The sequence below is a fragment of the Scytonema sp. PRP1 genome, from assembly GCF_036697665.2.
Taxonomy (GTDB): domain Bacteria; phylum Cyanobacteriota; class Cyanobacteriia; order Cyanobacteriales; family Nostocaceae; genus Kalymmatonema; species Kalymmatonema gypsitolerans.
In genome coordinates this window covers 1-20,277 of the sequence record NZ_JBAHYJ020000050.1, presented here as the reverse complement: position 1 = coordinate 20,277, position 20,277 = coordinate 1, and the positions used below count along the sequence as shown (strand labels likewise).

Below are 20,277 nucleotides of genomic sequence, written 5' to 3'. Positions count from 1 at the left end.
AATTTCCCATTTATTTTGGTTGCGTCTCAAAAGAGATGCGATTTCGTATCCCACCTACTGAATCATCAGCCAAACCTACTATGCTATGTACGATTACAGCTGTTTCTCTTGTGGGATACGCAACTGAAATGTCCTCGGACTTTCTTCCTTCTTGTTCTTCTAAGTTGTTAAACAATTGTACAGCCACAGCTTTTGGGATAGTAACTTTAATACGGTTAGAAGAGATAAATTCTTGCACCTTAATCGTCCCAAAACCAGAACGTGGGTTACTCTGGGCAGACGCAGCGCCCAATAATTGCGTGGATATGAGAGTAGCTAAGATTAGTGAAAGTTTAAGCATCGAGGTTTTCATGTTTTAACTAGCAATAATTTTTCTGGTAAAGGTTGCTACAAATCTAGATAGCAGAATTTCGATTTATTTCCAGTAAAAAGCGATGGCGCAGAGCGCCCGCCGGGAGCAGCGATGGTAATTCTTACCTTGATAGAACCAGCAGACTGAGCACTTAAGTGCTTCCAATGACCGATATGCTGGAAAAACGTGGTATCGGTTTGTCCGCCTTTAACACCATTAATCTTCAACAGAACCGATCGCCAGTAGTAACCGAACAATTCTCATCGTTAACAAAAGATTATCCGACTCCTCAATCGATTGGTGCTTTCTTACACATATTTCTTGACAGGTGGTCAAGACAAACTGTTGCTAGCCCCCTCCTGACACTGATAGGGGTACAGTGCGGGACTAATAGCCCCCGAACCCCATTAGTTAAATCTGCCTGCTGTCTTCCTCAAAGTGTCATAATTCCACCCCTCCTGACTTAGCTTTAGGTGCAGCAGCGGTGACGGTTTGACGTTGGGGGACGCTTATGTGTTCTGTAGGAGTATACTGCGTTTTGATTTCTTGACCACGCCATGTTTGTAAATCATTCATAATATCCTTGAGAGGAACAAAATCTACGACTTGTTCACCCCTTTTCTGAGCTTCATCAGTTTTGTAGGTCAAAATTTTGAAGTACATTTCCCGCTGCGAGGCAATTGGTAACTTGCCGTCGTTGTCTTTTATGCGCTGGAGAATTTCTGCATTACCCTGGTTCATTGCCCCTCCCCAGTTAGGACCGCTATGCTTGATCATGTTCGCCCATTCCTCGGCGATGTAGGGGTGGACTTTGACGGGGATATCGCCTGCTGCTTGTATTGGTTGTTCTTTGGGAGGTGCGGCGGTAGGCTGTGAGTTACCGAAGATTTGTTCTAGGTTAAGCTTTTGGGCATTTTGGGCAATAAACTTCACCTGGTTGATATCGTAGTCAGAGATATTCATCTTGGCTACTTCCTTTGTAATGCCAGCTTCGGTTTTAGTTAAGTCAAACAGGACTTGTTCCTGAGTACCCCTTTCCTCAGTGGTTTTAAACAATTGCAGGCTGGCTTTTTTTCCTTGAGGGTCACGGGTGCGTTTAGTGGTAAATTCTCCTACAGCGAGTTCATCTTTACCTGCTGTGAGGAGTATGTTGTTGAGAGTATCCAGCATCTCGTTTTGTTTGAATACCTCAAGGGTTTTGATGGTACCAGCAGGGGCAAGAGAACCAAGTGTATTTGCCACATCCCGGATATCTGAAGAATTTAAGTCGGGTAGTTTACCCTTATCCTGGAGGTGTTCGTTTACCATCAAAAATTCCTGACGTTCCACCCCTAACATTTCTTTAGGCTGTTTGGTGATTTTGGGTTCTTTGTTTCCCTTACCGGGTTTGAATTCCATCAACGAGTTATTCCAACCCTGAAGTTCGTCACTGCGGCGGTGGACGCTGATGGTATCTGCTTCTTGCCGAATTACAAAGGTATCACTTCTGTAAATACGAGAACCATCTTGCTCGATGGTGCCATATTTTTTCAACATTTGGGTTGCAGCTTGGGCAATATCTTTGTTTTCGCCGTTGTAACGTTCTTTTTCTGCTTGTTTGTTTTTTATCTCGTATACTGGTACTTCTACTTGACGTGCCCATTGTTGCGCTTGCGGTTCTACCCCCTTGGAATTGGCTGCTTGTTGGTAAGTATATTGAGCAGCATATTGTTCTTCTTCTTCCAAATTTTCTCTTTTGGGAGTTGTGCTTGGGCTTTCTTCTGACTCAACAGATTTCTTATTATTAGTAAGTATTATTTCTACTGAAGTAAAATTTTCCTGATTTTCTACCTCTTCCTGAACACTACTGATGACAACTTCTTCAAACTTCTCTTCGGCTGACTCTGATATGGTTGATAATGTGGAGTCATAATTTTCAAGATTTGAAGGTTGGTTATCTATCTGATGACTTGGTTCTGATATAGTTGTTGAACCAGTATTATCTATTAATTCTGCTGACTCATTAATCGGAATGACTGCAGTAATTTTCTCATCTTCATCTGGTGCATCATCAAAATCCGGAGGATTGCTAATATCTACATCTTCTAGAAATCCAACTGCCTCTTCTGACGGCGGTACATCTTCTATTGGAGTATATTCTACTGATTGAATTTCCTTGGCATCAGTAGTAATTAACTCTGTTGAATTTTCTTCAATATTCTTATTATTGAAGACTTGCAATAGCATATCATTTGCTGCTATCGATAGATTCTCAATTTTGTTGGTTTCAATATCTAAGTTGCCATTAACGTTAATTTCAGACTGTACACTACTGTTATTTTCTTCTAGATTGTTTTTGGTATTTTGGGAATTTTTAATGATATCAGATGAAGGAGGTAGTAGCTTCACGAGTGGTTCGTAAGCTACATCCAGAATTTCATCTTGAGACAGATTTTCTGTGACTAAGTTTATTCGGCATTTGCCCTGTGAATCTTGTTTGTAAATGACAGTTTTATCACCTGATTCAGTATAGGCAGTTATTTTGATAGCTGGTTCGTAATCTGTGGAATTATCACCTAAATCAGGTACGTCTTGTACAATTCGGGCGGCGATAATTTGTGCTTGATATTCGCTAGGTTCGTTTTGTGTATTATATTCAACTGTCATGCTGTACTGTACATTATCCATGTACATATCCGGCATGAAGACTACTGTGTCTCTACCACCTAGCTCCTGATTTAAATCTACCTTTTCCCATTTGTAAGCCCTAGGGGTAGATTCATCGGGTACGAGGTTGTAAATATCCTTGCCTACCTCAACTGCAATTTTATCTGTTTCTTCCCCTTCTTTAAGTATTTCTTGAATCTTTTTGAAAGTGTTAATCAGGATTTTGGCTAATTCCAAGGCTGCTTTACCAGCAGTATCAGCTACTTGAAGATAGTTATCTGCTATTCGTTGTTGCTGGGGGTCAAACATAGTGGTTTTGGTAATCTATCAAGAGTACTATTTTTTGGTATTGAACGAAGATTAACTGAATATCAAATCTAATGATTAGTAATGATGGTTTAGTACCATAATGGGAAAATGTATTGTCATAAATATTATCTGCATTATTGCGGTCTTTATGATAGACTAGGATATTATAAAAGTATTTCTTTTGATATAATTGAGAAAATTGTAATTCCATCTAGGGAAGTTTTGAAACTTGCTAATTTTTCTGACAACAGTTGTAGGAATCATGAGAAAAATTCTTTGTAACTATCCACAGGTAATGGCGTATTTCCTGCTTCTACGGGTGCTTGAGGAATGGGAAAACGCTTGTCTACCTCTTTGACTCTGGCATCCAAGTCTTCTTGAGTTGGTCTTTTTTGGGTACTTTTTCGAGCAAGTTGTTTGATAACTTTATCCCATTGCCTATCGTTTTCTTCCTCTAGTCCAATGATATATTTTGGCACTTTAATATTTTTTAAAATAGGAACAGAACCTTCATTATTATTACTATAAGCAGGGTTGATAAATACACATTTACCAGGTGGTAATTTGAGAAATTGGGCAGGTTCAAACAGTTTGCGAGTCCGTTCTTGGTCGGAAATTGATGTTGAAGCTTTCCCCCCTCCGGTTGACCGGGATTTCTGCTTATATTTAATTTCTTCTTCACCAAGGTAAGCACTAAAAACCCTTGCAGATTCCTCTTCACCAGGGTTGAAAATAAACTTGGTACCACACGCACCGAGGATTGCTTTTGAAATTTCCTTGCCATAAATTTTCTCCAACTGCCCCATGTTTTGCCATCCGAGAATTCCGCAGAATCCTTCACTTCGGGATTCGTTAAGCCATTTGAATAAGTCTGGGAGAAAAATCGATGGCAGCTCGTCAACGCTAACTACAAGTGGACCAGTGTCTTTCCTCTTTTTGGCAATACTACGGGCGACGGTCATGTGTAAGATTGAAGTCATCAGCGGACCAACTGCATCGCGGCGTTCGCGATCAAGTCCGAAGATAATCATCTGTTTCTTGCCTACCTCTAGTGGTAGAGTAGTCTTGCCGACAAAGCAACCAAGCGTGTTCTTTGCCATGAAACGCGTGAACATGAGCGAGGCGGTACCGGCGATACCCGCGATGGTTTTTTCACTTCCGCTGGAGCTAAATAATTGACCGAAGGCTATCCGTATCCACGGATTAAGACTTGCTGCCATCAGGCGTTCGACCATCTTCTCGCTTGAGAGGATAGCTGCTGCGGTCATGATATCAGCAAACTCCCCAAAGTCTTTGGTGAGCATCAGGATTGCCTGAGTTAACTGGTCGCCCGCAGGACCGAAGAATGCGTCTTCCGAGCCACCACCAAGCATACGGAAGTTTTTGTTGATCACGGTAGCCAACTGCCTTGCGGTTTCAGCATCGCTACTATCGCGCAAGAAATCGATAGGGTTGCATACCTCAGATTCGGGAAAACCCGGAGCAAAGACGTGTACAGAATACCCTTTTGATTTTGCGTAACTAGCTATTTTGGCTTGGCTGGGGTACTTAAAGTCGTATAGAACAATACCAAACCCTTGGTCGATAGCTGAGTAAAGCATGGGGTTGATTGCCGAGAAGGATTTACCGCTACCAGGTGCCCCAATAACAGCTGTACCTCTTTGAACATCGGGTACATATACAGGTATTCCCCCACTCCCCTTGGGTGGTTTTTGTCCCTTGTACTTATGTACTCCAATATACAAGCTAGCGCTATCGCACTTGGGAGAGATGACTTGCTTGATGGCTTTTTTCTTGGCGCGTGCTGTTTCTTTTCCTCCGCCCCAATAGCTGGTGGCGAGTTTGCTCTTCTTACCAGCAGAGAACATTTGTAGGAGAAATAGTGCTAATATTCCCCCGGCGAGTGCTAGTCCTTGGGGAGACATTAATTGGTTGGTATACTTGCTGAAGTCGTAGCTGGAAGCAGAGGGTTGACCCTCTTGGGTTTGTTTAACTTTGACGGTTTTGGCTGTGGCGAAATATAGGTTATTCATAAAAACTCGTTTAAGCGCGTGGAGGAAAACACAACGAGCGGCTTTTGAGCCGAAGGATATTACTTAAGGTTTTTTAGGTACAGTAAGGGGTGCGCCTAAGATGATAGGGTCCATCTCCTTGTACTCAAAGAAGGGGACTGGCCCGATAAAATAGGGTGAACATCCCAAGTCAATCCATCCGCGTTTGCAGATGCGAAAGAACATCGCGCTTGTGACTGTACCTGTCGATTCTTTGACATCCCACAGGACGTGTTTAAATGATTTACCAAAGGGGTGGCGTCCGGTTGGTTCCTTCCCACCATTGAGTTTACCCAGTATCCCAAATCCACCTCTTACCTTTTGGAATTTACCTGACATCCAGGTTGCGCCAGTGAGGATATCGCTTCCAGCTACCTCGATGTGAGCACATTCAAAGTTATAGCAGGGTACATTGAACCCTTCTTGATAACTACCCGATATTGATTTCCACCTACCGTTTTCTACCTCTTTAAGTACCATATCTACCTTGCCGACAAAGCTGATATCGGGTACTGGTACTCCTGGAAACTCATCAAATGGTACTTTCCCCAATCCCGGTACTTTGGCGATCGTGGTATTCTGCCAGTTGGTAAATTCCTTGAGTAGAGCTTTCTCAATGCCGGGGATACTGTTGAGTTTGTACTGGTCGAGCTTAATATATTTACCGAGTTCCGCTTTTTCAAGTTGGGGGTAATTGTTGAGTGCTTCCCCGACAGTTTGACTTGTGTAGCTATCCCCTGTTACTTTAGCAACATAATCATCAAGGGCGGGTATATCAGCAATATCTTTATTTTCCAGTCCTGGGATAGCTTCCACTAAATCTCCAAGTGTTTGCCATTTGAGAGTCTCAAAATCTGAGAGCGTGAAATCCTTGAGGCTTATACCTGTAAGAAGCGATATTTGTTGGAGGTTGAGGTTTTCGATTTTGAATTCAGTTGCTTCAAAATCCCCCAGTTCCATTACAAGAGCAAGCGACTGTCCTGCACTCCAAACGCGCTTTTCTTTCATGCCGGGGTTTTTGACATTGGGAAATTCTACCGAACCCGCTTCCTTTAACTTCATGTTCTCGAAGTTCATTTTGCTCCAGTCGGGGACGGGAATGCCGTTGACATATTTGACCGCAAGAGGTTGTTCTTTCAGTGTTTTAGCTTGTTTGGTCGAATGATTCAAATTTGAATCATTCGAGGAGAAGTTTGCTGGGGGGATACTTCCTTTAGCAACTTCTCTCAAATTTGAAACATTCGTTGGTGTAGCTGCGACAGCTTTATCCCCAAATACGAGACTGCCGATATTGTAGCTACCCCCGAATCTCATTAAACCGTGCAGGGCGAGTCCTGCTACCATACCAGCAACCATGAGATAGCGCCAGGTGTTCATTTTTGCTTCCCGCCATTGGTATCCCTGACTGCGATTATTCGTAGGTTGGTTAGGTACGGTCGTTGAAACTGGAACAATTGCCACTATTTCATCGTTTACGTGGATGGTATTCCCCTGCTCACTTCTCTCCTCCTGTGGACTTTCCTGATGTGCTGTAAAATTTATAACTTTAAGTTTTTGATGATCTGTTGTAACGTTTCTGGTTTCCATAATTATCTCTTCTTTTCAACAACTAGATTGAATGGTGTAGGTTGAGTATTATTTGTATTAACTTGTTGGGTGTTGAGTGAACGTGGGGGCATTTCGAGAAGACGTTTCCCACCCATAAGCATGAGCTTTTCAACTAATTTCATCGATACCCCGGCGTTGCTTGCAGCGATGGTGAGTTCTTCTCCAAGCGATCGCAACTCGACGAGTTTGGTTAGTCTTTCCCACAGCGGGGTATCGCTGGTTATCCACTGTTTGGAAAGTGCAAACTGCATTCCTTTGGCGATATACTTGCTATCAGATATGGCGGTGTAATCAGCTTTTGGTTGTCTGAGTTCCCGGTCATTGCTTGAATCGCCTATAATTTCTAACTGGCTGTATTCGGGTTTTCCTGTACCGGGTACAATACGAAAGTGATAGGATTTTTTGGTACTTCCAGATTCAGTGATTACAGTGAGATGTGCGCCGTAGGTAGCTTGTGGCAAACCGGGGATTTTTACTGTTTCGATACGGCGAAGGTGAATAAGTCCTGCTCCTGTTCCTTCTTTTGAACATCTCCCTAATCCTTCCAGACATCCATCCACATCAATTACGAACTTAGAGGGATCGTCCAACCAGATTTTTTTAATAACTTCCTCAGTGCGGTAAAACGAAATGGATACCCCGTGTCCCGCCCATACCTTGACTGTTTGCCCAGTCGCTTTTTCTCCTGATACCTGGGATGCTTGCACCTGCCTTACGATACCTGCTGTAGCGGTTTGTACAGGTAGTACGAGCGGTGCGCTCGCGCTGAAGAAAAGTAAGCTGAAACCGAATAAATATCTAGCTTTCACGGCTTAATACAGTTTGATAGAGCGATTGACGACAATAGAAATTTTGGTATTAGCAGGTACATACCAGATGTTGGGACGGCTGGTAATTTCACTAGTAGCCTTTTGAGTGCGGCTGCCCATAGTTTCAGCAACTTTGCCGAATGCACCTTGTAAAAATGCACCTGCGATATTGCGGTTATTGCCTCTAGAACGGGTGCGACTACCACCGAACAGTAAATCTTCGGTTATTTCTTCAGGCTGGTTGATAATTTCCCCCACCTTTGCAAGTCCGGCGATAGTACCGAGAGTGGCGTCACCAAGAGCGATTTCACCCCCCTTACCTTTGTAGGGACGGGCAATAAGGGGGTTGTTACCTTTACCCAGGATTGAGATTGCGCCGGGGGAGATGGGGTATTCAGTACCATCTTTGAGTATGGCGCTGACTTGGGCGGTGATATTAAATCCACTATCTACACCAGTCATTGCAACTGCTACCTGGGTGCCAGCAGGGATGGCTATTCCACCTGTATTACTTTTGATTGGTTCATCTAGCCGAGCAACAAACCTGATATTGTTATTTGTACTGCCTTGGGCAAGTATCAGGGGAGTAACCAAGGTAGCGCTTGCAGAAGAACCTACTACTAAATATTGAGTTTGTCTTTCCTCTAAAATTTGGGCTTCATCACTCAAGTAGTTAACAGAAGCGAGTTGGGTTTGCTTGCTATAAGATGCAGTAAACTTGGCTGTATTGCGAGTTGGTTCCCACCGGGGACGCAGTTCTTCAACCTCCCCTGTGTTGTTGGGTGTACTGTTGATTGTGTTTTCAACGCTTGTTTCGCTTGTTTCACTGCGACGGTTGCGGCGACGGCGACGGGGTGTTTCATCGCTATTGAGTACTTCTTCTTCACTTACCTTGCTTGCAACGGTAGTGTTGTTAGCGCTGGCATATTCAACCCTACCGATACTTCCTAAGTTACGCAGGCGTTCGAGTTCGGCGAGGGGGTTTTTTGGTGTTTCTGATATACGAAGAGGGCTGAGTGATGAGATTGTGCGTGCGGGAGCAGTATTATTTTTACTAATTGGTAAGGTTATTCGAGGGAAAGTTGCAGTAGCGCTTTTGGGTTCGATGGAACGAGATGCGAGTACTGCACTGCGCCTTAGTCTGTATTCGCCTTCGGGGTTTGGTTCCTGATATACCTGTCTTTTAAGAGGTGTTTGTTGGGGAGTAACTCTAGTTTGGCTTGCAGTTTTGTTAGTATTTGTGTCAGTGGTAGCTAAAGCTTGTTTTTCTGTATTTGCAGTTTCTTGTTCAGTATTATTGTCTTTAGTTTCTTCCTCTTTACCGTTGAGTGTTTCAAGTTCTTGCTGTTGCTTTTGCAGTGCTAGTTTTGCGTAAACATCCCCATCTTTCTCTTCGGATGGTGTGGATGTGGGAGTAGGAGAGGAGAGTACAACTGGAGTTTGGGCAGTATTGCTGCCACTGTTCATCATGCCGTTAAGGACGACAAACATGACTAGAAAACCTACTCCAAATGCACCTCCAATAATACCAAGTCTTGACCAGGGAGAAGTTACAAAGTCGTGTTTAGTTTGAACGGCTGCGGGGTTTTCTTCCTCTTCCCCCTCTTCTAATTCTTCTAATTTCTCTTCAGATTCGGGATTTGTCACTAATTCTTCATCTAACGGTAAGAGTGCATCAACAGAATTAGCTTGTTGTAAATTCCCGTTATTATTAACCTTGTTTTGATTGTCAGATTGGAACTGTAACATAATTATTGTAAAATATTTACTAATAGTTAATTTTTCTGGCTATATTTTCTTTTTACCGAGTTCATAATCGACAATTTGAATAATTTCTAAACCAGAAAGTCTAGCTTGGTATACTTTTTGAGCAATATCAGTAGTTTGAGGTGGATTCTGTGGTGTATCTACTGCTGCAACAGTTATTGTTTTATTAAAAGGTAAACCTTTACTTTTGTTTCTTTCGCCATTAAACGTAACTAAACTGGCGATAATATCAACTTCCCACTTGCCTGAGGATATTTTTCTCGGTTCAGAGATGTAGTTGGTGACGAGTGTGACGGTACCTTGCCCAGAGAGTATGCCTTCAGGAATTGTTTCAGCTAGTTTTTTGAGGAAGCTGGCACGAAAATCTTGGTTTTCAGATAAAGTAAATGCTGCTGACCAAACATCACTGGGAATTTTCCTTCTACCTCCATTTTCGGTTTCGATTTCTACTCCCTTATCAACTTTTTGAATGAGCTTACCATTTTCGTCGGTGTTGATAATTCCATCCCAGTTGAATAACTTCACCATGCTATTGGTGACAAAAGTTTTCACAGTTTCGTTAGTTCTTTCTCCAGGACCAAGAGTTTTAGCTGCTGCGGTTGTTCCATCTTGGAGTTGTACAAATGTCATACCTTTCATATATTTGGCAGCAGCAGAATGTGCTCCAAAATTGACAAATTGTAAGAGAAGAGAGAGTATGCCTGCTGCTGCGCCTACTGTAGTTGTAATTGCAACTGGTGCTGATGTAGATTGTCCGTAACTGAGGAGGCGAAGTGGCTGTGATTTTGATTTTGGTTTGAGCATGGTTGATTATCTGTTCCTGGTTTTTGAAGCGATAAGTTTTGTGGTATTGATAGCTACTGTTGCTGCTGTGCTTGCTCCACCAGTGGCAATTCCTGCTGCAATTTCAGAGCCAAATGATGTAACTTTACCTAGTCCCGTCCAAACAGCAAGTCCACCACCAGCGGCTAATGCAGATGCAAGAATAGGAGAAACCAATCCCACAAATAATAAGAAAATCATTGGTTGGTTTTGTTCAGAATTGGCAATGAGTTGTCCGCATAACCCAATAATGATGTTGAAGCAAAGTTTCGCCATTCCAACTGAAAAATAACCAGTTAACCAAGCGAAAATGGGTTTAGCGCCAAAGGGAAGTAGCGAACCGCCAACTGCTAATGGACCAAGTAAAGCGGTTAAAAGCATTGTGAACTCAATTCCCCATTGGTAAGCATTGTTTAGAGCCAGAAGGATGACCGCAACAAACCCTGTTATCATCGAACCAATGGCACTGGTGATGGAGTTACCTATTTTTTCGGCAATTTGACCGGGGGAGAGACTTTCGAGTGCGTATGCAGCATCTGACAAACTTTTTAAGGGGTTAAATTCCCAGCTACCGCTGTCGGGGGCAACTCCATGAAACAATTTCGGTGCAGATGTTTTGAGTTCGGCTTCTGCTCGTTGCAAGCAAGCAATTGAATCACTAGTGTTACCTGGAATTGAGCGACATCTTTCCATTGCTGCTCCGACTTGCTGTTGGAGGGCAATATTGGCGACGGCTCGGTTAAACGCTACTTCTAGATTTGCTCCAGCAGCGGTAAATTCGAGAATATCATTATTGACAGTATTAATATATCCGCGTATGGCGAGTGTCCCACTTCTGAGTAATGCGCCATTGCTAGTTAGTAGCCCGACAACTATAATGGGCCATATCCAACTGGAAAGAGCTTTCATGTCCTCTTGATTTATCCAGTTTTTGCCTAATTCGACCATAAAAAGGGTGAGAGTCGCGAGCGCAAAGAACTGACCAACTTTGCACATCGAGCCATACAAGTTACCGTTGAGGGTTTCTTGCCAAAGTTCGTTAAATCCCTCTGCTACGAGTTGCGCTCCCCCAGCAGCATTTTCGAGAATGTCTTGTCCAAAAAATGGATCGGTTGCAATTACGAGATGTTCTAACATGGTGCTTTGATGACTTGGTGGCTGGTGGCGAGGGTGCCATCTCTGCAATAGAGAGGACACCCCTGTGGGCGAGTTTCCTAACTTGAAGGGAGTGTCCGCATGACCGTTTACAACAAACTATTTACCAGCAGTCGTTTTGAGAGAGCTAAACCCGCTGATTTCCATGTATTGGGCAGTTATGCCGTCCATTATTAAGTTTTGACGGCGGCGATCGCTTGCGCTTTGTTCAGCGATTTGGGATAACATGAGGTTAGTTTGCTGTGCATCATGCCTTTGTTGCAGTCCATCAGTGCGGGACTGTCCCAACATTGAGACAATTTGGGCATTTTGAGCAGCGATTACCTTGAGGATATTCTGCGAAGCATCCATACCTTGAGCTTGGTTTGCCAAATCTTGCGCGTCGGCTACTGTTTGTTGGGTTGCTTCAATTTCCTTCTTGGTGCGTTCTTGCCCTTTTTCTCCCAAAACGCTTTCAACTGTAGCACGGGTGGTTTCGCGTTCCAGTTCGTTACCAGCAAAAACTGCACCCTCGACAGTATTGCTTTCGTTCCAGTTACCCTTGCCTTTAAGTTGGTTTTTGAGTTTGTCTGCACTTTTTACAGGATCTGGTAAACCCATAGTTCCGGTTGCATTGTTGGTAGCAGTTTTTGCTTCCCCTTTCATCCCACCCCAGCTTTCATTTATCACTGCGGTCAGTTCGCTTTTGGTTTGTTCAAAATAGCTATTGAGTTCGCCTAAAATCCCATGAAAGAAATCTTTAACTGAGAAGGCATAACTGGGGGTTGCACCGAAGAGAGTCACAAGACCAATTGCTGACCCGATTATAACTACTTTAGTTGGTTTCAACTTTAACTTGAATTTCATACATTTGCTGGATAAATTAACTAACGTGGCAATAAAAACTAAGCCACTTGTTTAGGAATTATTGATTTTTCATCAGGTAGATTAACCTGATTATTAGTTAATTTTTCTTCTATAGTTTGTACTAGCTTTAATTGCGTGCCGTTATTGTTATCCAGTATTTCCAGTAGTTCTTTAGCTTCTTGGCTTAACTCATCTCCTCGAATCATCTGTACGTAAACTTCCGTAAACCTCACCATTCCAAGCATTAGATTCTTGGCATATTTTTTGAGGAATAGAGTCCGTAGTTCTTGCTCGTTTGGGTTGTTTGCTACTGCTGCAAGTAAGCAATAAGCAGGATAATAACGACAGAAGGTGAGTTTGCCATTATCATCAAGTAACCACTGTGAGTAAATACTTTCTTGTTTCGGGAAAAAAGCTTCGGTACTATTGCGTGAGATAATTTCTGATGGGTATTTGAATCGGTTAACAAACGGGTCTACTGCCGATGTTTGAATTCTCCCTATCAACCGTGTAGTAATATTCGCGAATATTTTGTCAGCAGATTTACTATGAAATATACTTTCTGGCTCTTGTGCTGATAAAATCACACGTATACCAGCTTTTGCACCGTTAGCACAGAGTCTTCCAATGAGTTCGGCAATTGACTCGAAAGAAAAGAGAATCGGTGCTTCGTCAAGGAAGAAGATACTTGCTTTAGATGATAAGGCACGACGCAAGGCAGCTGCATAAGCGCTGAGTGCGAGGACTGCTGCATCTGCTTCTGAAGAAAGTGAACGCAGTGCAAATACGAGTAGTCTGGCATCAGTTCTAAAGCTAGATGGGTTGGCAATTGATTGACCAACTCGTGAATTTAACCAGAACTTTAATCGTAACCTAATGTGGTCTAATGCATCAAGAATTTCCTTACTATTATTAGCAATGGAATCCAGCTTAATAAATCCCGGTGAGCAGTAATTGTAGAAATCTTTAAGAGTTGGTATATCTGCCCATTCGGTTGTGACTACTCCATTTTCTAGAGCGAGTTTATACCGAAGCTTGATATCATCATCATTAAAGAATGTTTCAATTGCAATTGTAATAATACTCTCGATATTTGATATCATTGTGGGACTGACTCCTATCGGGTTTGTCCCTAGTACCATTGTCAGGAGTGTTGATTTCAAAAAATCCTTGAAATCAGTCATTCGCTCCTTAATAACTTCAGGTTCATACCCCCTCAAATCGGGTAATTCAAATAAATTGTTTGATTCTTTGCTAATATCAAAATACGCCCCTTCTGTTCCCATGAATTTGGTATAGTCGGTAAATGTGGAACTCCCATCAGGCTTGGGATAGTCCAGGGCGATAACGGGGATACCTTGTGCCAGGGCTGGTGTTAATAATCCTGCTACTAGTACAGATTTACCAGCACGGGTAGTACCAAACACAGCTAAGTTTTTATGCTGATTGTACAAGTCGAGATGTACGGGTGTTCCTCCCTCTTCGGCGATAAGTTCAAACCCATTTTTATCACCTGTGGCGGTGCGTACTAAAGGCATGATTCCTGGTACTTCACAAGAGAAATATGGAAGGCGGCGGTTAAATGGCTTTGTTAGTAAATTCTCCCAAATAATAGGTATTGTTTGCAGCCAAGTTTTCCATGTGTATTCTACCTCTCTATCAACTACCGCTGGTCGTAGAAAGCAGCTAGACAGATATTTGCAAGCTTCATCTAGTTGAGAACGAGTGTGACGATGGATACAAAAAACAACCGCTGTGTGGATGGGGATAGAACCTCTCAGGATAGTTTCTTGTGCCCGTACAGCTTCTTCAATGTTCATGTTAGCCTTAACATCGATAGAGCCTTTATCAGCAGACATGGCACTAGATGTAATTGACTGTTTGGTTATGCGTTGTAAAGCTGTTTTTGCTAGCCCTTGATTTGCTTTGGATAGCTGGCAGATAATTTCCGTGTCGGAGATTTTTTCTTTAGATATGACTTCCCAGAGGTATCGTAGTTGGTCGTATTCATCAACCCATCCTTGGGGTTTCTCGCTAAATTGCAGCACACCGATATACTTATCTTGAAGCTTAACCCAACCACGGTCAAGGAAGGGAACTGATTGTTCGTTTTCCAGAACTAGGTGTTTGATATGAAAATCGCTAGTTTGTTCTTCCCTAAGCCCTGCTTCATCAAGGATAAGGGGGTTGGGAATGGGTGGTACTTCACTACGGTTGAATTGATTCCAGATGACTTCCCAAATATCACCTGCTTTTAGTACTTTGGCGTTTAATCCCATTGTGTTGGAAATAATTTGCTCCCACATTTGGAATCCAGAGGTGAAGCTATCCCGCAGAATGGTTTCGATTCTCTGGTGACGTACAGAATGGATTTCCCCAGTAAATCCTTGCCAATAGGTTTGTAGTTGTTTGATAGTTTTCTCGATGGGGTCATTGCTTTTGCTGTTTTCAGTTGCAAGTACAGTATAAGTACACCAGAAGCGGAGAAACTTATTTTTACGTACCCCTGCTTGAGTAAGTTCGCGTGTTCGCAGACGTTCTGACCTCATAAGTAATGTTAGCTGTTCGAGGTCGCATTCTTTTTCGATTTTCTTTAATTCTTGTTGTCGGAAGGTATCCGAGGTAAATGAGCCAATGTGGATTGTTAAGGTTTCGCGTTCGGGTAATTCTTTGAGTCCGCCCTCGATATTTTCAAATATAGGTAGGATTTGTTCTTCTGGAAGGGATGGGTGAATACCTTGGATATCAAAGCAAAATCTGATTTGGATATCTTCCTTCTTCTTGAGAATGAGTGCACCAATATTTTTACGACCACCAAGTGAGATACTTGCAATCCCTGCTAGGTGGGTGATATCTTCAAACGGGGTAAGATTTTTGACTACTCCTAATTGTTCGGTTTCGAGGGATTGTCTGCCAAGTTTATCTTTCGGCTTGGTTGATTTAGTCGAAGTCATGGCGGTATAATATATGCGTTAATTAAAAAGGAAAAGTTATTTGCGTTTGCGCTTAGAAGCGGGTTTTTTCCTTGGTTCGCTTTGGAGTGGATTAACCAATGAAACGAAGGGTTTATATCCGCGAGTGATACGGGGAGTACCGACAAACTTACCTAAGAAAGCTTTATTTGATGTGACTGTCCACCAAGTTGCCCATCCCCAGGCAATTGATATTCCTGTTGCAAGCACACCTGCTTGAAGAAATCCTTGGACTACTACATACATGATCAGGGCGATCGCACTCCAAGGAACAATTTGGTCGGCGGGAAATGGACCGAGGCGGGGTTGGTCACCTAAGACTCGGTTAACGGTACGGAATTCTCTGTCTCTAGGCATATTTGATTCAAGTAGGAGTGATAAGCTGTCGCGTCTACAAGTTGCACTTTTTGTAAGTTGAAGTCCTTACAGCAAGGCTATGGGGTAGGAAAATTGTATAGCCGACAGCTTACTAATCAAGCCTTAGCTGGGTTGGCTGTCCTGCGTTGTGTTTAGCCGCCGCCACCGACTACTAGCCCAGCGAGGATATCGCCAACAACTATGGTGATTGCAATAATAATTGGAGTACGGGCAATGGTCTGCCAATCTTCATCATTTCTGGCTGCTTGGACGACTCGGATAAGACCGATAGCGAGATAAATAAGGAACAGACCGCGCAGTACTGCGAAAATGAAACCAGTTACTTTTTTATCAATACCAGGGAAGTACTTATCATCTGTAAAGAATTTTTCAGCACTGTTCATGAATTGCGCGCTGGCTGGTGCAACTGACATATCCAGCAGGAATACCACACCTACCAAGCAAAACATGATTGTGTAAATGTTGATGCCGTACTTGCGCTGCCATTTCTCAAAGTTAGAAAGCAGGCTGTTTGCTTTTTTGGGCATTAATGCGACGATGGCAGTAGCAAATGCGAGTGATGCCATAACCATGTTGTGGATTGAGATATCCACAATCATCAATCCGGTACCAACAGCCATCAAACCCGCGATTGTGCCATTTTCTTTCCAAGTACGGCGACGTCTCGCTGAAACAGGATATCCGTATTCTTGTTCGTAGCTGGGAACGGGGTCGTTGTCAAATTCGGTTTCGTAGTGTGTTCTCATAAATAACAAAAGTAGGCGATTTGCAGAATAAAAGAACAGAAAGTCGCAGAAAAGATGAGCGGTGTTGAAAAGTTTTTAGCCTTTTGGCTTGTAAACCTATTCTATGAAGATTATGCCTGGAGAAACATCTAATAAATTTCTGCTTTTAGACAATGTTTTTACTAATGAAGTGTTGAACAAAAATCAGAAATAAATTATTGACAATTCCAAATATTTCAAGTAATGATTTCCTCCGCTTCGCCCCCTGGAAAAAACCTGTACAAGGGGAAGGTTGCCCAATTTTGTTTAAGCTCGGCTTTATCCATTTAGGCAGCATAGCCCAAAGTATCGGCCAAGCGTTCGAGCTAAGCACGAGGGATTTTTACCATTTTGGATCAGGACGGAGATAGGCAAGAACTCGGACACCCCTCAAAACAGATTAGAGTAGCTAATCGTTTTGAGGGGTGTACCTCGCTCTTACCCCGGCAACCTCGCCCATAGGAGGAAATAGTCAGTGAACCAAGAAACCGCTTAGAGAAATCTGGACAAAGTTACCCAGGGGAAGTTCAGTTTAGAAAATTCAACTGAATTTTCTTTCCAACCTTGAGGTCAAGAGTTTTTGTACTGCCAGCAGGTAGTTCGATAACTTGGTTGACAGGGTAAACTGAATCGTAGTTAGGACAGGTTTTGGTTTTGCAAGGGGTGGCTACCTCTACGATTGATTTAATAACTCCATTGGTCAGGAACACCATATCTAGGGGAATATGCGTATCCTTCATCCAAAGTTTAACTTTCTCAGGTTTGTTAAGTACAAATAACATTCCTTGATTCTTGGGAATCGAGTCACGAAATTTGAGTCCGTGGGCATACTCTTCTCTATCGTCTGCTAGTTCGAGTTGAACTATTTGATTGTTACTGGTAAAGGTTGCACTAATAGGTAGATACTGGGGCTGGCGAGTCCAAAAGTAGAGTGGTAGAGGTGAGAGGGCAGCAATGAAACCAGCAATTGGTCCAGCGACATTTAGAATTTTGAAGAATAGACTTTTTTCTGGAGTTTGTGCGCCTTTAGTTTGAGTGGTTTGTCTTGTAACTTCCATAATTTTAAATAGGTTAGAAATGGCAAACGTCATGAACTGTGGAATGTTTTGGATATGCTTAACCCAAACATGATGAAACTTTTCCCTTATTTATGAACAAGAACTCAGTCGTCAGGAGTCAGAATCTGTCATGAATTCTGTACGAATAGTATCGGTTGTTGGTTGAAAACCTCCTCCTGTAAGGAGCAAAATCAGTATTAAACCAGAATTCAGAATTCAGAAATCAGAATCACTTGCGTTGGGGATTTAAACTCCAACGAGAGTGAAGACACCGTACAGACGGTGGGGATGCGCGACCCCACTACTCATCCGCCCTTCGGGTATCTCCTCCGGAGAGGCTACGCCAACGCCAGATGCCTAGGTCGGGCTAACCCCAACGGGAGAGCCAGTTGCCGTGAGAGCGGGAAACCCTCCTGCAGCACTGGTCTCACCTCCTGCACTTCTGTTGTCGTCACCAGTCGCTACGGGCGTTCATTCTGACCGGAGGCGGAGCGTCTCCGGCTCCGCTTCTGGCGACTGACACCTGAGTTCTTCGGTTAAATACTCTTCCTTCCTAAAACTCCATCCCTTTATGGTTGGAGTATTCTCAATTCTGACTTCTGACGACTGACGCTCCCGGAATGCTGGTGTATCATGTGTGCTAGCTGAAAATATCGATGTTTCCAACAGCAAACTTGCTTTCATCTCGAGGGCTGCTAGGTAAAGCTTGTTGGTCTGCTTTATTACGCATCGATTCAACTCTATCTGCTTCACGGATGGCAAGCGGGTGGATTTGGCGGCGTTCTTCAAGTAGTGCTTCGATAGTTAATTCTAGGGATGGGAGTTCTGATTCGGTATGGGTATCCTCTGCTGTCATGTCGCAAAATATGGTGGCGGCAGCGCGTTCGACGATTGTTTGGATTTCTGCCCCCACACAACGATTGGTAGCTTTAAGGATACGTCTCCACTCGTCCTCGCTCCAAGGATCACCCCCCTGATGAAAGCGCTTGTCAAACCGGGCGGCATGAAGCTTAAAGATGGTATGTCTTTCCCCGTTATTAGGTAAGTCTACTTTAAATAAGTAGTCGAATCGTCCGGCGCGGGTGAGTTCGGGTGGTAACCATTCCATCCGGTTGACAGAGGCAATGACTACTACATCAGATGTTCTTTCTTGCATCCAGGTCAAAAGTTGACTAGCAAGCCTTTTTGCTAGGTCATCATCCCCGGCAAAACCTTTATCAAAGTCGTCGAAGTACAAAATGACTTGGTTGAGCCTATCTGCTAGCCTCAATAGGCGTTTAAGTTTACTTTCTGCTTGATTACCAAAACTTCTGAAATTACTCCAATCTACTATGATCAGAGGAATTCCCATATTTTGGGAGCAGGCTTTTGCCGAGTGCGACTTGCCAGTACCGGGGGGACCAACCAGCATAATGCCTTTGGGTACGCGCAGGTTGTATTGTTTGGCATACGGGGTGAGGAGTCGCTTGAACTTTTTGAATGACTGCTGCATGAGTTCTAACCCACCGAGTGGTACTTTTGGTGGGGGTAAAAACTCAATATCATACAAGCGGTTAAGCAATTGAATTTTTTTCGATAGCATCCGTTTTGCTATTTCTTTTGAGTTTTCTAGATACGAGTTTTCTAAATGGTAAGTTTTTTTAATATCCTTGAGACAGGAAATTATATCGGATATGTACAACCCAGCACTACTCTTAGCAATTTCCAACCAGTCTTGGTCTGTATATGTTGAAGAGAGAATTTTACTAGTACTTAAATTGTCAACAATTTCTTGTGTATCTGGTAGTTCTTGCGTCCATAGAGGTATAAGAGCCGCAATTTCACTTGTTATATCAGCATTTGGTCCTAGTATTATAGTAGTTTTGCCGCTATCTTCGTTATTAACTATTAGGTGAATTAACGACGATTTCATCCATTCTGATATCAGGAAAAATTCGGTTGTTTTCGGAGTTTTTTCTTGAATCCAATAAAATATATTTTCAAGGATTAATATTCCTTTACCAGAATACTCTTTCCAGAAGTTAAGTACCTGAAAATAGTCTTCTTTATTTCGCTTTGTTACTGGTTGATAGTCGTTGAATTCCCGCAGAACAAGACTTCCTTGTACGTTTACGGCTAGTTCCTTAATACTGGACTCATTCAAATTCCATATGTAACTGTTTTTACTATTTTTTTGGCAGTAAGCAGCAATATGGACGAGGAGACGGTGACGTTCTTGGAGGGGAGATTCGCAGGCGATAATCGGATGGTTATTGCTGAGGAGTTCTTCAAGGCAATCAAAGCTGGATTTCATGTAAGTTGCTTTTTGGCGTGCTCAAAAGCTATCCTATCCAGAAGGGATATTTGATTACAGCTGATAAATTTCTGATTTTCATACCATCAACATCAGAAAAAAGTTGGTTGATTTTCAGTTTTTGATAAGTTGTGCAGCCCAGCTGTGAGAGTGGAGAATTGCGGAGAGTTGTTTTCCTTCCGTTTGTAAGGGGTAGTGCAAGTATGTCAAAAACACCAGAATATCCTATTGTTTTTATTCCAGAGTTAGTTCGCATAAGAAAACAATTTACCCCTTTAGTCTTTCCTTCCGGACAAGGCGATGCTCCTATTGGGGCAAGTGAGGGGTTGTTTGAAAATGTTCTTAAACATTATTTCGGTGAGATAGTTTTTCCGCAGCAGGTGATGTTCCCGGACGGACATCGACTACCGTTTACGGCTGATTTCCTGATTGTTGAACCATTATCAG

15 protein-coding genes and 1 pseudogene are annotated in these 20,277 nt (G+C 42.8%); 1 reads left to right on the top strand and 15 read right to left on the bottom strand.

The window, feature by feature from the left end:
• Positions 1-10: 10 nt before the first annotated feature.
• The 15 genes from V5G28_RS10050 to V5G28_RS09980 form a co-directional block, all read right to left on the bottom strand.
• Positions 11-340: a hypothetical protein gene (locus V5G28_RS10050; protein ID WP_336230242.1), complete on the bottom strand. Its 330-nt coding sequence runs from the start codon at positions 338-340 to the stop codon at positions 11-13.
• Positions 341-387: 47 nt separating this feature from the next.
• Positions 388-609, bottom strand: a complete 222-nt coding sequence (locus tag V5G28_RS10045; RefSeq protein WP_336230240.1) for a hypothetical protein — start codon at positions 607-609, stop codon at positions 388-390.
• 184 nt (positions 610-793) lie between these two features.
• Positions 794-3,307: a hypothetical protein gene (locus tag V5G28_RS10040; RefSeq protein WP_336230238.1), complete on the bottom strand. Its 2,514-nt coding sequence runs from the start codon at positions 3,305-3,307 to the stop codon at positions 794-796.
• Between the two features lie 260 nt (positions 3,308-3,567).
• The gene (locus V5G28_RS10035) at positions 3,568-5,340 is read right to left on the bottom strand and encodes a type IV secretory system conjugative DNA transfer family protein (protein ID WP_336230236.1); all 1,773 of its coding nucleotides are present in this window, start codon (positions 5,338-5,340) and stop codon (positions 3,568-3,570) included.
• Between the two features lie 63 nt (positions 5,341-5,403).
• Positions 5,404-6,945 carry a hypothetical protein gene (locus V5G28_RS10030; protein WP_336230234.1) on the bottom strand — a complete coding sequence of 514 codons (1,542 nt, stop codon included), beginning with the start codon at positions 6,943-6,945 and terminating at the stop codon, positions 5,404-5,406.
• A gap of 2 nt (positions 6,946-6,947) precedes the next feature.
• Positions 6,948-7,775, bottom strand: a complete 828-nt coding sequence (locus tag V5G28_RS10025) for a hypothetical protein (protein ID WP_336230232.1) — start codon at positions 7,773-7,775, stop codon at positions 6,948-6,950.
• A 3-nt stretch (positions 7,776-7,778) separates the two neighbouring features.
• Positions 7,779-9,524, bottom strand: a complete 1,746-nt coding sequence (locus V5G28_RS10020) for a TrbI/VirB10 family protein (RefSeq protein WP_336230231.1) — start codon at positions 9,522-9,524, stop codon at positions 7,779-7,781.
• A 39-nt stretch (positions 9,525-9,563) separates the two neighbouring features.
• Positions 9,564-10,346 (bottom strand): hypothetical protein, encoded by a 783-nt coding sequence (locus V5G28_RS10015; protein WP_336230230.1) that lies wholly within the window; start codon positions 10,344-10,346, stop codon positions 9,564-9,566.
• A gap of 6 nt (positions 10,347-10,352) precedes the next feature.
• On the bottom strand, positions 10,353-11,501 hold the full coding sequence (locus V5G28_RS10010; RefSeq protein WP_336230228.1) for a hypothetical protein: 1,149 nt from the start codon (positions 11,499-11,501) through the stop codon (positions 10,353-10,355).
• Positions 11,502-11,618: 117 nt separating this feature from the next.
• Entirely contained in the window at positions 11,619-12,365 is a 747-nt protein-coding gene (locus tag V5G28_RS10005; protein WP_336230227.1) for a hypothetical protein, read from the bottom strand.
• Positions 12,366-12,403: 38 nt separating this feature from the next.
• Positions 12,404-15,319: a hypothetical protein gene (locus tag V5G28_RS10000; protein WP_336230226.1), complete on the bottom strand. Its 2,916-nt coding sequence runs from the start codon at positions 15,317-15,319 to the stop codon at positions 12,404-12,406.
• Between the two features lie 36 nt (positions 15,320-15,355).
• The gene (locus V5G28_RS09995) at positions 15,356-15,694 is read right to left on the bottom strand and encodes a hypothetical protein (protein WP_041042033.1); all 339 of its coding nucleotides are present in this window, start codon (positions 15,692-15,694) and stop codon (positions 15,356-15,358) included.
• Between the two features lie 152 nt (positions 15,695-15,846).
• Positions 15,847-16,461, bottom strand: coding sequence for a hypothetical protein (locus V5G28_RS09990; RefSeq protein WP_336230224.1), 615 nt, complete (start codon positions 16,459-16,461; stop codon positions 15,847-15,849).
• 545 nt (positions 16,462-17,006) lie between these two features.
• The gene (locus tag V5G28_RS09985) at positions 17,007-17,537 is read right to left on the bottom strand and encodes a DUF192 domain-containing protein (protein ID WP_041042310.1); all 531 of its coding nucleotides are present in this window, start codon (positions 17,535-17,537) and stop codon (positions 17,007-17,009) included.
• A 640-nt stretch (positions 17,538-18,177) separates the two neighbouring features.
• Positions 18,178-19,830, bottom strand: coding sequence for an ATP-binding protein (locus V5G28_RS09980; protein WP_336230223.1), 1,653 nt, complete (start codon positions 19,828-19,830; stop codon positions 18,178-18,180).
• A gap of 203 nt (positions 19,831-20,033) precedes the next feature.
• Between V5G28_RS09980 and V5G28_RS09975 the strand changes: the two are divergent.
• A pseudogene (locus V5G28_RS09975) lies at positions 20,034-20,277 on the top strand (hypothetical protein); the annotation flags it as partial.